Origin of the sequence: Streptomyces iranensis, from assembly GCF_017874715.1 — a bacterium.
In the GTDB taxonomy this organism is placed as follows: domain Bacteria; phylum Actinomycetota; class Actinomycetes; order Streptomycetales; family Streptomycetaceae; genus Streptomyces; species Streptomyces iranensis.
This window is the reverse complement of sequence record NZ_JAGGLR010000006.1, coordinates 262,664-275,107: the sequence shown is the minus strand read 5'-3', so window position 1 is coordinate 275,107 and position 12,444 is coordinate 262,664. Positions and strand designations below refer to the sequence as shown.

Genomic DNA, 12,444 nt, shown 5'->3' with positions numbered 1-12,444 from the left:
GGTTTTGACCATCCCGCTCCGGGGCCGAGCAGCTCAGATGGAGAGGCCGAGCAGTTCAGATAGAGAGGGAGAGCAGCATCGGGGCCGCCTCGCGGTTGAGGGCGTCGGCGGCCTGGCGGAGGCGGTGGGCATGGGCCAGGGGGAGGGAGAGGGCCAGACAGCCCACCGAGCGCCCGGCGCTGATCGGAACCGCCGCACAGACCGTGCCGACCGCGTATTCCTGCAGGTCAAGGACGGGGACGGTGGCGGGCTGGCTGTCCAGCTTGCGGAACAGCACCTTTTCGTTGGTGGTGGTCCGGGAGGTGAGCCGCACCGTCTTGTGGCGGGCGAGGTGATCGCGGCGGCTGTCGTGGTCGAGCTGGGTGAGCAGGCATTTGCCGAGCGCCATGGCGTGGGCGGCGGAGCGGAAGTCCACCCATTCGTTGACCTTGGGGGCGCGCGGCCCGTCCGCATACTGGGTGATCTTGATTTCGCCGTCCACATAGCGACTCAGGTAGACCGCCGCGCCCACCGAGTCGCGCAGGGCGATGAGCGACTGCTGGAGCTTGTCCCGGACGGCATGGCCGCGGTCGGGGGCGGCGGAGCCCAGCAGGGTCAGGGCGTTGCCACCGACGTAGGCGCCGTCGGCGATCTGCTCCACATAGCCCTCGCGGCGCAGCATCCGCAGCAGATCGGCGAGCTGGTGGGCCGGAAGCCGGGTCTCCCTGGCGAGCATGATGTCGCTGACGCCGGACGAGTGTTTGGCGACGACCTCCAGGATGCGGAGGGCGTGCTGCACCGAGTGGAACGGCGCGGTCGGCTCGGGCCTGAGCGCCACGATTTCCCCCCTCGCAGGTTGGCGTGGCTTTGTATCACGATAACCGCCAAGGGGCTTATCCGGATCGGCTGTTGAGGATATTGCCGAGGCGCCTCGGCCCCGGTCAGCTGGGGCGTATGTCCTGGGCATATGACAATGGCGTGCCCCCGCGGGAGGGTCGCGGGGGCAGCGCCGGACCGGGCCCGGCCGGGGCCGGATGATCTACCCGTCAGGGGGCGGGGGATCAGCCCGGCAGCGGTTGGACGGGCCGGCCGGAGGGCTAGAGAACCGCGCTCAGGAACTCCCTCGTCCGCTCGTGCTCCGGCTCGGTGAAGATCTTCTCCGGCGGTCCGGACTCGATCACCCGGCCCGAGTCGAACATCAGTACATCGTCGGAGATGTCCCGCGCGAAGTTCATCTCATGGGTGACACAGAGCATGGTGATGTCCGTTGTGTGAGCGATGTCACGCAGCACATCCAGCACCCCGGCCACCAGCTCCGGGTCCAGCGCCGACGTCACCTCGTCCAGCAGCATCACCTGCGGCCGCATCGCCAGCGCCCGCGCGATCGCCACCCGCTGCTGCTGCCCGCCGGACAGCTGCGTCGGGTACGCGTCGCACTTGTCGCCGAGCCCGACCAGGTCGAGCAGCTCCCGGGCGCGGGTCTCGGCCTCGTCCTTGCTGAGGCCCAGCACATTCACCGGGGCCTCGGTGATGTTCCGCAGCACCCGCATATTGGGGAAGAGGTTGAACTGCTGGAAGACCATTCCGATCTTCTTGCGCACCTCTCTGGTGTGCTTCTCGCCCGCCGGGACCAGCTTGCCGGCCCTGTCCTCATGGGTCAGGTAGTCGCCGTCGACCTTGATCGTGCCCTCGTCCGGCTTGATCAGCGTCATCAGCAGCCGCAGGATCGTGGTCTTGCCCGAACCCGAGGGGCCGATCAGGGTGACGTGCTTGCCGGAGGAGACCGAGAAGTCGAGGTTGTCCAGGACCGTATTGCTGCCGAAGCGCTTGGTCACCTGGTCGAAGCGGATCAGTTCACTGCCGTCCACGGCAGGGTTCGTGTGGTCGGTTTCAGTGGCCAAGACGACGCTCCAGGGCTCGCATCAGAAGGGAAGCCGGATAGGCGATGACGATGAAGGCGATGCCGACCATCGTGTAGGGCTCGATGTACTGGAAGGACGACGCGCCCTCCGCGCGCGCCTTCTGCAGCATGTCGACGACGCCGATCAGCGCGAGCATCGGGGAGTCCTTCAGCATCGCGATGACGTAGTTGCCCAGTGCGGGCACCACCCGGCGAATGGCCTGCGGCAGGATCACCGCAATCCAGGTACGGCCGCGGGAGAGGCTGAGCGCGGTCGCCGCCTCCCACTGGCCCTTGGGCACACCGTCGATACCGGCCCGGTAGACCTCGGCGGTGTACGTCGAGTAGTGCAGACCGAGCGCGATCACCCCGGTGGTGAGCGCCGAGAACTTGATGTCCCAGGTCGGCAGCACGTAGTAGAAGAAGAACAGCTGCACCAGCAGCGGCGTGTTGCGGATGAACTCCACGACCGCCGCCACCGGCCAGCGGACGAAGCGGGTAGGCGAGCGGAAGGCCATCGCCCACACCAGGCCGAGCGCGAACGCCAGGACCGAGCCCAGGGCGGTCGCCTCCAGGGTGATCAGCAGTCCCTTGCCCAGCTCGGGGAGGAAGTCCTTCGCCACATCCCAGTTCCAGCTCACTGGGCACCTCCCGCCGTGATGATGTTGGACGACTGCTCGGCCTCCTGGCGCGCGGACAGCTTCCGGGTGATCAGCGGGCCCTTGCCGGACTTCACGGGGGCCTGGCCGATGCCCGCCTTGGCGCGCCGCTCCAGCAGCCGCATCAGCCGGGTGAGGACGAAGGCCAGCACGAAGTAGAGGACCAGGATGATCGCGTAGATCTCGAGGCTGTCACCGGTCGCCAGCCGCGAGAGCTGGGCGGCGAAGGTGATGTCGGCGACGCTCACCGCGGAGACCAGGGCGGTCGCCTTCAACAGCTCGATCAGCAGATTGTTGAAGGGCGGGATCATCTCCGGGATCGCCTGCGGCAGGATCACCCGGCGCATCCGCTGCGCGGGCGTGAAGCTGAGCGCGATGGCCGCCTCACGCTGTGCCGGAGCCACCGCGGCGATCGCGCCACGCACGATCTCCGAGCCGTACGCCCCGTAGGTGAGCCCCAGCGCCAGTACCGCGGCCCACATCGGCACCAGCTGGTACTGGAACGCCAGCGGCATCACGAAGAACAGCCAGAACATCAGCACCAGGGCCGAGGTGCCGCGGAAGACCTCCACATAGAAGCCGGTCAGAAAGCGGACGATCCACAGCGGGGAGGTGCGCGCGATCCCGATGCCGAACGCCACGACGGCCGCGAAGATCGCGCTGTACAGGGTCAGCTGGATGGTGATCCAGACGCCCGGAAGAAGCCAGTTTTCCCACAGCCCGGCCGTCATGAGCACAGCTCCTTGGCGGTCAGATCGGTCATCTCTTCCTTGGTGAAGCCGAAGGGCCGCACGATGCGCAGCAGCTCGCCGCTCTTCTTCATCTTGTGCAGCTCCACGTTGAAGGCGTCCCGGAGCTTGGTCTCCTCCGGCCGGAAGGCGAAGCCGCCGGCGCCGATGTCCGGCTTGCCGTCGACGTACGCCTGGAACGGCTCGGTGGCCTCGGCCCGCTGGCTGTTCCGCTGCTTCACCACGTTGTGGACGGTCACGGTCGTGCCCGCGAAGACATCGGCCCGGCCCTGCTCCACGGCGAGCAGCCCGGCCAGCTGGTCGGGGAGGATCAGCATGTCGCTCTGCTTGATCCCGACGTCCTCCGCATAGCCGATCTCGGCGTAGGCGGTGCCGGTGGCCATTTTGGCCTTCTTTTTAAAGATATCTTCGTAATTGTGCAGGTTTTTGGGGTTTCCCTTGCGCACGATGAACGCGTCACGCATGCGGTAGTCGGGGTCCGAGAAGATCACCTGGGCGCAGCGCTCGGGGTTGATGTACATCCCCGCCGAGACCACGTCGAACTGCTGCGACCGAAGGCCCGGGATGAGCGAGCCGAACTCGGTCGGAACCGGCTGGACCTTGGGCACGCCCAGCCGCTTGAAGATGACTTTCGCGATCTCCGGCGCCTCGCCGGTGAACTCGCCCTTCTCGTCGATGTAGCCGAATGGGATCTCCCCCGCAATTCCCAGCCGGACCGTCCCTTGCGACCGCAGTCGCTCCAGCAGGTTGCCCCCGTCCTTGGCGCCGGAGCCGGACACCCGGCTGCAGCCGGCCGCGCCCAGCAGACCCAGAGCCGCACCGCCGGCGAGAAGGGCGCGGCGGCTTGGGCCCATTTTGGCTATTTCTCTGCTATCGGTGTCTTTCCCACGTGGTGGAGCCATGGGCGCGCGGCTACCCGACTCCGGCAAATGTATGCAGGTCGTTTCCGGCCCTTGATACAGCCGATGTCTGGGTAGTCCCCTGGGACAGGACTGGTTCCGAAGCGACCTGGAGGAAAGTCGATGGTTGACCGAGCCGACCGGTTCATCGAGGTCTCGCTCGACAAGCGCGGGGTGAGGTGCACGGCCAAGCTCCTTGACGATCTCGCGCCGATCACCTGCGACGCGGTGTGGAACGCGCTGCCGCTCGGGGGTGATGTGTATCACGCGAAGTACGCACGCAACGAGATCTACGCGCTGCTGCCCCCCTTCGCGCCCGAGGAGCCGCCCCTCGAGAACCCGACGATCACCCCGATCCCCGGGGACCTGTGCTACTTCACCTTCTCGGACACCCAGCTCGGGACCAAGTCGTACGGCTACGAGACCGAGGCCAAGCACCAGGGACGGCGGCAGGTGATCGACCTGGCGCTCTTCTACGAGCGGAACAACCTGCTGATCAACGGCGACGCGGGCTGGGTGCCCGGGATCGTCTGGGGCACGATCGTGGACGGCCTCGACCGCATGGCCGACGCCTGCCAGGATCTGTGGCGCGCGGGGGCGCTGGGGGAGACCCTGAACTTCCGCCGAGCGTAGACCTCGGCGCTCGCGCCGGGCGTAGACCTCGGCTCGCGCCGGGCACAGGCCCTCGGCTTGTGCCCGGCGCGGCGCATGGCCCTCGGCCTGCGCCCGGCGCGGCGCATGGTCCCCGGCCTGTGCCTCGCGCAGCGCATGGGCGGGGCCCGTGGCCCTGGGCGGAGCCGCCCCGGGCCACGAGCAGCGGGCCTTACGCCGCCGGGGGGCGCACCCCGTCCGCCAGCCCCGCCTCGAACAGCGCGTGCGCCGCGCGCAGCACAAGCGCGTCCGCGTGGCGCGCGCCCACCAGCTGCACCCCGATCGGCAGGCCCGCGCCGCTGAGGCCGCACGGCACCGAGGCCGCGGGCTGCTGGGTCAGGTTGAACGGGTAGGTGAACGGCGTCCAGCCGGTCCACCGGGGGTGCTCCGACCCCTTGGGCACCTCGACCCCCGCCTCGAACGCGGTGATCGGCAGCGCGGGGGTGACCAGCAGGTCGTACGCGGAGTGGAACCGCCCCATGGCGTGGCCGAGCGCCATCCGCACATCCACGGCCGCCAGATAGTCCAGCGCGCTGTACGACGCCCCCTGGGCGCAGATCTCGCGCAGCCCCGGGTCCAGCAGCTCCCAGTCCTCCTGCCCCAGCGGCTGCACCACCCGGGCCGCGCCGCTGAACCACAGCGTGTGGAACGCCTCCACCGGGTCCTCGAACCCCGGGTCGATCTCCTCGACCACCGCGCCCAGCTCCGCCAGCAGGTCCACCGCCCGCCGCACCGACGCGGCCACCTCCGGGTCGACCACGGCCGCGCCGCCGAGCGCGGGGCTGTAGGCGATCCGCAGGCCGTCCACTCCGCCCCCGCCGGAGGTGAGCGCCTCCCGGAAGCCGCCCTCGGCGGGGCCCAGCTGGGACCAGTCGCGCCAGTCCGGACCGGAGATCACATCCATCAGCAGCGCCGCGTCGGCCGCGTCCCGGGCCATCGGCCCCACATGGGCCAGGGTGCCGAACGCGCTCGCCGGATAGAGCGGAACCCTCCCATAGGTGGGTTTCAGCGCGAAGATGCCGCAGAAGGCCGCCGGGATACGGACCGAGCCCCCGCCGTCCGTCCCCAGGCTCAGCGGACCCGCGCCCAGCGCGACCGCGGCCGCGCTGCCGCCACTGGAGCCGCCCGCGGTCCGCTGGGGGTCGTACGGATTGCCGGTGACCCCGTGGACCGGGCTGTCGGTGACGCCCTTCCAGCCGAACTCCGGGGTCGTGGTCTTCCCGACGAACACCGCGCCGTGCTCGCGCAGCCGCGCCACCGAGGGCGCGTCCTCGTCCCATGCGCTGCCCTCGGGCCGTACGGTCCGCGAACCGCGCAGGGTGGGGGCGCCGCGCTGCAACAGGATGTCCTTCACCGACACCGGGACGCCGTCCACCAGGCCCACCGGGGTCCCGCGCCGCCACCGCTCGGCGGACTCCTCCGCCTGCCGCAGCGCGCCCTCGGCGTCCACCCGGGTGAAGGCGTTCACCTCCGGCTGAATCTGCTCGATCCGGTGGAGGACGGCACGGGTCGCCTCGACGGGGGAGAGCTCGCCGGAGGCATAGCGCTCGACGAGTTGAACGGCTGTCAGGTCGTGAATGTCGGTCATCCGGCTCTCCGTTCAGGTCCTGCGATCAGTCCACCGGTACGTACCCGAGGCGTTTGTCGACGATGTTGAGCAGTGGTTCGCCCGCGCACCAGCGCTCGTAGTTGTCCTGGAACTGGTCGGCCAGATGGTCGCGCCACCCGACCGTGTCGCCGCTCATATGGGGCGAGACGAACAGCCCGGGTACGTCCCACAGGGGATCGTCCGAGGCCAGCGGCTCGTGTTCGAAGACGTCCAGGGCCGCGCCGGCGATCCGCCGGGCGACCAGGGCCGCCGTAAGGTCCTTCTCGACGACCAGGGGGCCGCGGCCGACGTTGATGAACCGGGCGGACGGCTTCATCCGGTCGAAGACGGTGCGGTCGAACATGCCGCGGTTGGCGTCGGTGAGCGGCGCCGCGCTCACCACCCAGTCGGCCGACGGAAGCAGCTCGGGCAGCTCGTCGCCGCCGCGCACGCCCTGCCGCGCGGTGCGGCCCACCAGGTCGACCACCACGCCGAGCGCGGCCAGGGTGGAGCCGATCGCCCGGCCGATGGGACCCGCGCCCACGACCACGGCGCGCGTTCCGGCCAGCCGCATCGTCTCGCGGTGCTGCCAGCGCCGCTGCCGCTGCAGCTCCCAGCTTCCGTGGAAGTCCTTGGCCATGGCGACCACGAGACCGGCCACGTACTCCGCGATCGGCTGCTCGAAGACCCCTCGGGCATTGGTCAGTACCGTGTCGGACGCGACGAGTTCGGGGCAGAGCAGCCGGTCCACCCCCGCGCTCGCGGTATGGACCCACGCCGGCCGGGGGCCCTCGCCGGGCCAGGCGTCGCGGACCGCGTCGGAGGTGAAGTCCCAGACCAGGAGCACATCCGCGGTGGGGAGCGCCTGGGGCAGCGAATTCTCGTCACACACGAGCACCTTGGCCCGGCCGGCCACCCGGTCCAGGTGGACCGGCGGCTGGTCGCCGAAGACGACAACTGTGCTTTCGGACATAGGCGGGAAACCGTTTCGAAACGTGGATGGGTTTGCCTGAAGAAGGAGCGGGCAGGCGCCTCAGTTTGAGGATTGACCACGCTAGGCAGCGGAAACTACCGTCGTCAACAACGGCATCTGTCCCGGCGTCCCCCGGCATCAGTCCGGCTCTCTCCATCCAAATCTCTGGCCAATGGTCCAGTCCCTCCGTTCCGTATTGGGGCTCGCTTTGGACGTCTCTTTTCTGGGTGGCCCACGACCGCAGCGCGGCGTGGGTGTGGTGGCACCGTTCGACTTCGCACTCGACCGTGAGCTGTGGCGCTGGGTGCCGGACGAGGTGTCCCTCCACCTCACCCGTACCCCGTTCGTACCCGTCGAGGTGAGCCTCGACCTGGCGCGGCTCGTAAGTGAGCACGAGACCTTGCACGACGCGGTGCAGGCGCTGGCGGCCGTCGCACCGGAAGTGGTGGCGTACGCGTGCACCTCGGGCAGTTTCGTCGGCGGTGTGGCCGGGGAGCGCGCGATGTGCGCGGCCATGTCCCAGGCGGGTGAGATCCCGTCGCTGACCACCTCGGGCGCGCTGCTGGAGGCGCTGCGGGAGATCGGCGCCCGGCGGATCGCGGTGGTGACGCCGTACACCCAGTCCGTCACCGACTCGCTGGAGGAGTATCTGGCCGAAGGCGGGATGACCGTCACCGGGCGGGCGTACCTCGGACTGACCCGGCACATCTGGAAGGTGCCGTACCGCGATGTGGTCGACATGGCCCGGCAGGCGGTGGTCGGGGCCACCGACGCGCTCTTCATCAGCTGCACCAATCTGCCGACCTACGACGTGATCCCGCAGCTGGAGGCGGAGCTGCGAATGCCCGTGCTGTCCGCGAACCAGGTCACCATGTGGGCGGCGCTGCGGGCGATCGGCGCCCAGGCCGTGGGGCCGTACCAGGCGCTGCTGGACCCGGTGGCCCGGTCCGGTCCGGCGGGGATGTCGGTGTCGCCGAGCGGCCCGTTCCCGGTGACGGACCCGGTCGTCGAGTCGATGCTCGGGGCCGTGGAGGCGGTCGAGTCCGTGGTGGACGAGCCGGAGGCGGCGCTGGCCGGGGCGGCCTCGCCGGGGCCGGACGGCGACCCGGCCGACGGGCTCGACCCCGGCTTCGGCACCGGCCTCGGCGAGGGCCCGTACCTGGACGATTCCGGAGGCCCGGCCGCGGGGTGAGACGGCCCGGCGGGATGTGACGTGATGTGACGGGTGCCCGCCGCTGGGCGAGGGGGCGGGCGCCCTGGCGCGGCCGGACCCGGCCCGGCGTTCGGGGTGGGTGCCCCGTGCCCCGGCGTGGCGTTCGGGGCGGGTGTCCCGTGTCCCGGCGCGACGTTCGGGGTGGGTGCCCCGGCGTGGCCGGGAAGCCTGTCCGGGTGGGACGGGCAGGCCCGGCACCTACGCGAGGGAGGCTGTCCGGCGGGTGGGAACCCGCCGGGTGTCCGCGGTGTAGAAGAAGTGACAGCAGTGCAGCGGCGGCGCTCGCGGGGGCCGCCAGTCAAGGAGGCAGTCATGGTGGACTCGACGCACCCGGCCCCGGACACGGTCGGCTTTCTCTACCCCGGATACTCCGCCGAGGACGAATACCCGCGCCTGGAAGGCATGCTCGGCGGCGACAGCGGCGACATCCGGCTTCCGCTCGTCCACACCGACATCGGTGAGGACGCCCATCGGGTGGACGCCCTGCTGGAGATGGGATCGGCGGCCCGCCTCTCGGCCGGGGTCGCCGAGCTCGCCGAGCGCGGCGCCCGTGCCGTGGTCTGGGCGTGCACCAGCGCCAGCTTCGTCTTCGGCTGGGAGGGTGCCAAGGAGCAGGTGCGCGAGCTGAGCGAGACGGCGGGGATGCCCGCCTCCAGCACCTCCTTCGCCTTCGCCCACGCGGTGCAGGCGCTCGGCGCCGACCGGGTGGCCATCGCCGCCACCTACCCGGAGGACGTCGCCGACTACTTCCGGGCATTTTTGAAGGCGGCCGGCGCCGAGGTGGTCTCGATGCGCGGCAGCGGGATCATCACGGCCGCGGAGGTCGGCACCTGGGGCCGGGAGGAGGTGCTGGAGCTGGGCCGCGCCGGGGACCACCCCGAGGCCCAGGCGGTGCTCCTGCCGGACACCGCCCTGCACACCGCCGCCTGGATTCCGGATCTGGAGGCGGAGCTGGGCAAGCCGGTGCTCACGGCCAACCAGGTCACGGTCTGGGAGGGGCTGCGGCTGCTGGGCCGTGATCCGGTCCATGACCGGCTGGGCACGCTCTTCGCCCGGAGTGGCGGATAGCGCGGCGGGTGGCGCGGCCGCGGGCGGGCGCGCCGAGGGGCCCGAGGAGCCGGTGACCGGGAGCTGAATCCCGGCGGAATTCCATGGCGCTCTTTTGCCATCAGGGCATTCCGCTTATCGGACTGCGCCTAGCATGCAGCCGTGCGTCGCCAACATCTCTCCCCGGTCCCGCCGGCACGTCATCTGCTGGTCGCCGGTGCGGTGACGGTGGCCACGGCCGTCGGAATCGGCGCGCTGGCGGTCGGCGGAGGCTCCTCGGACGGTCCTCGTGCACACCCCTCCGCGAGCGGAAGCGCGCCCACGAAGGCATCGGACGGGCTGCGGCACACCTCCGTCGAGGTGTCCGAGGGCGGCTGTGGCCGTGGCTGGACCGATGCCACCCGTGGCAAGCAGGTCTTCGATCTGCGGAACACCTCCAGCAGACCGGCCGAGGTCTATCTCACCAATCCGGCGAACGGCGCCGTCTACGGAGAGGTGGAGGGTCTGGGCCCCGGCACCAGCAGACCGCTGAGCGTCACCCTCGGCGGGGGCTCCTACGCCTTCGTCTGCCTGCCCGACGACGCGGACGCGGTCACCGGGCCCACCGTCACCGTGTCCGGACCGGCGCGGGGCGGTGGACCGGCCGCGGTCCCGGTCAGCCAGCAGGATCTGATCCCGCCCACCATCGCCTACCAGAAGTGGGTGGCGGGCCGGATGGACGAACTGGTGCGGCGCACGGACGCGCTGCGCTCGGCCCTCCACTGCGGTGACCTGGCCACGGCCCGTGCGGCCTGGCTGCCCGCCCATCTGGTGTACGAGCGGATGGGCGCCGCCTATGGCGCCTTCGGCGACGCCGACGGGGCGATCAACGGCACCACGGCGGGGCTGTCCGACGGGGTCCACGATCCGGACTTCACCGGCTTCCACCGCCTCGAGTACGGCCTGTGGCACGGCGAGTCCGCGAGCTCACTGCGCCCGGTCGCCGACCGGCTCGCGAGGGATGTCCGAGACCTGCGGGACGATTGGCCGCAGGAGCGGATGGACCCGGCCGACCTGGGCCTGCGGGCGCACGAGATCATGGAGAACACCGTGCAGTTCGAGCTGACCGGCCGCGCCGACTACGGCAGCGGCACCAATCTGGCCACCGCGCGGGCCAACCTGGACGGCACCCGGGCCGTGCTGCGCCGGCTGGAGCCGCTGCTGAAGCCCCGTGCCCCCTGGCTGCCCGAGCTGGAGAGCGACCTGGACCGCACCCAGCGGACCCTGGAGCGCTCGCACCACGGCGACCGCTGGACCCCGCTGGACCGGCTGAGCCGCACCGGGCGCCAGCGGCTCAACGCGGACACGGGCGCGCTGGTGGAGCGGCTGGCCCAGGTGGCGGCGCTGATGGATGTGCGGAGGACCCGGTGAGCGAGGTGCTGCGAAGGGGCTTTCTGCTGGGCGCCGCCGCGGGCACGGTCGGCGCGGTGGCGGGCACGGCGGCCGCGGGCACGGCGGCCGCGAAGGAGGACGGGCCGGAGAAGAAGCCCACCCGTGTCGCCTTTCACGGCACCCATCAGGCCGGGATCCTCACCCCGCCCCAGCGGGCCACCGCGTTCGTCGCCTTCGACACCATGGCCGAGGGCCGCAAGGAGCTGGCCGACGCCTTCCGTACGCTCACCGAGCGGTGCCGCTTCCTCACCGCCGGAGGCGCCCCCGATCCGGTCGGGATCACCGCGCCGCCCGCCGACTCCGGCACCCTGGGCCCCGAGGTGGCCGCCGACCGGCTGACCGCGACCGTCGGCGTGGGCGCCTCGCTCTTCGACGAGCGCTACGGACTGCGGGACCGCAGGCCCCGGCGGCTGCACGCGATGCGGTCCTTCCCCGATGACGATCTCGACCCCGACTGGTGCCATGGCGATCTGAGCGTCCAACTGTGCGCCGACAGCACGGACACGGTGCTGCACGCGCTGCGCGACATCGCCCGCCACACCCGGGGCGCGCTGCAGATCCGCTGGCGTGTCGACGGCTTCGTCAGCCCGCCGCGCCCGTCCGGCACCCCGCGCAACCACATGGGGTTCAAGGACGGCACCGCCAACCCGGACACCGGGGACGTCCGGGCGATGGACCGTCTGGTGTGGGTGGGCGCCCACGCCGGGGAGCCCGCCTGGGCCACCGGCGGCAGCTATCAGGTGATCCGGCTGATCCGGATGCTGGTGGAGTTCTGGGACCGGGTCTCGATCAGCGAGCAGGAGCGCATGTTCGGCCGCAGCCGGGACTCGGGCGCCCCGCTGGACGGTCAGCACGAGTTCGACGCCCCGCGCTTCGCGCAGGACCCCAAGGGCGACGTCATTCCGCTCGACAGCCATATACGGATGGCCAATCCGCGCACCGCCCGGACCGAGGACCAGCGCATCCTCCGCCGTGCCTACAACTACGACCGGGGCATGGACGGCAATGGCAACTTGGACATGGGGCTGTTGTTCTGCTGCTACCAGCAGGACCTCGAGCGCCAGTTCGAGACCGTGCAGAAGCGGCTGGCGAGGGAGCCGCTGGTGGACTACGTCACCCCCTTCGGCGGCGGCTATTTCTTCGCCCTCCCCGGAGTGAGGGACCGCTCCGACTGGCTGGGACGGACCCTTCTGTCCTGATCGTCGCCCCACCATCCGGTCAAGAACACCTCAAGACTTCCTTGGATTCTTCTGACCCTCTATTCACTCGGCCGCCTCCATGGATTCCATCGGAGAGTCCTGCCCGCGGCACAGGATCAGGCGCAGGCGTGAAACGCGAATCATGTGGAGGCATGG

General features: G+C 70.6%; 12 protein-coding genes. 5 read left to right on the top strand and 7 right to left on the bottom strand.

From position 1 onward, the window contains the following. Positions 1-55: 55 nt before the first annotated feature. From J2Z30_RS12930 to ehuB, 5 genes are all read right to left on the bottom strand, one after another. Entirely contained in the window at positions 56-817 is a 762-nt protein-coding gene (locus tag J2Z30_RS12930) for an IclR family transcriptional regulator (RefSeq protein WP_044574743.1), read from the bottom strand. 259 nt (positions 818-1,076) lie between these two features. Beyond that, a complete protein-coding gene (gene ehuA / locus J2Z30_RS12925; protein ID WP_044574746.1) occupies positions 1,077-1,847 on the bottom strand; it encodes an ectoine/hydroxyectoine ABC transporter ATP-binding protein EhuA in 771 nt (256 codons plus the stop codon). 22 nt (positions 1,848-1,869) lie between these two features. After that, complete coding sequence (gene ehuD, locus J2Z30_RS12920; protein WP_044574748.1) at positions 1,870-2,520, bottom strand: ectoine/hydroxyectoine ABC transporter permease subunit EhuD; 651 nt, start codon at positions 2,518-2,520, stop codon at positions 1,870-1,872. Beyond that, the gene (ehuC, locus tag J2Z30_RS12915) at positions 2,517-3,269 is read right to left on the bottom strand and encodes an ectoine/hydroxyectoine ABC transporter permease subunit EhuC (RefSeq protein WP_044574751.1); all 753 of its coding nucleotides are present in this window, start codon (positions 3,267-3,269) and stop codon (positions 2,517-2,519) included. Before ehuC ends, ehuD begins: the two co-directional genes overlap by 4 nt. After that, the gene (gene ehuB / locus J2Z30_RS12910; RefSeq protein WP_044574754.1) at positions 3,266-4,189 is read right to left on the bottom strand and encodes an ectoine/hydroxyectoine ABC transporter substrate-binding protein EhuB; all 924 of its coding nucleotides are present in this window, start codon (positions 4,187-4,189) and stop codon (positions 3,266-3,268) included. Before ehuB ends, ehuC begins: the two co-directional genes overlap by 4 nt. Positions 4,190-4,309: 120 nt before the next feature. Between ehuB and J2Z30_RS12905 the strand changes: the two genes are divergently transcribed. Next, entirely contained in the window at positions 4,310-4,819 is a 510-nt protein-coding gene (locus J2Z30_RS12905; protein ID WP_044574757.1) for a DUF3830 family protein, read from the top strand. A 190-nt stretch (positions 4,820-5,009) separates the two neighbouring features. On the opposite strand, the gene J2Z30_RS12900 is transcribed toward J2Z30_RS12905, so the two are convergent. Together J2Z30_RS12900 and J2Z30_RS12895 are read right to left on the bottom strand one after the other, a co-directional pair. Continuing rightward, on the bottom strand, positions 5,010-6,425 hold the full coding sequence (locus J2Z30_RS12900; protein WP_044574760.1) for an amidase: 1,416 nt from the start codon (positions 6,423-6,425) through the stop codon (positions 5,010-5,012). Between the two features lie 25 nt (positions 6,426-6,450). Beyond that, entirely contained in the window at positions 6,451-7,398 is a 948-nt protein-coding gene (locus J2Z30_RS12895; RefSeq protein ID WP_044574764.1) for a D-2-hydroxyacid dehydrogenase, read from the bottom strand. A 208-nt stretch (positions 7,399-7,606) separates the two neighbouring features. On the opposite strand from J2Z30_RS12895, the gene J2Z30_RS12890 reads away from it, so the two are divergent. The 4 genes from J2Z30_RS12890 (at position 7,607) to efeB (ending at position 12,288) form a co-directional block, all read left to right on the top strand. Next, positions 7,607-8,590, top strand: a complete 984-nt coding sequence (locus tag J2Z30_RS12890; RefSeq protein WP_044574766.1) for a maleate cis-trans isomerase family protein — start codon at positions 7,607-7,609, stop codon at positions 8,588-8,590. 333 nt (positions 8,591-8,923) lie between these two features. Next, on the top strand, positions 8,924-9,679 hold the full coding sequence (locus J2Z30_RS12885) for a maleate cis-trans isomerase family protein (protein WP_044574768.1): 756 nt from the start codon (positions 8,924-8,926) through the stop codon (positions 9,677-9,679). 141 nt (positions 9,680-9,820) lie between these two features. Next, on the top strand, positions 9,821-11,068 hold the full coding sequence (locus J2Z30_RS12880; protein ID WP_044574771.1) for an EfeM/EfeO family lipoprotein: 1,248 nt from the start codon (positions 9,821-9,823) through the stop codon (positions 11,066-11,068). Continuing rightward, entirely contained in the window at positions 11,065-12,288 is a 1,224-nt protein-coding gene (gene efeB, locus J2Z30_RS12875; protein WP_044574774.1) for an iron uptake transporter deferrochelatase/peroxidase subunit, read from the top strand. The genes J2Z30_RS12880 and efeB overlap by 4 nt, the downstream gene beginning before the upstream one ends. The last annotated feature ends 156 nt before the right edge of the window (positions 12,289-12,444 follow it).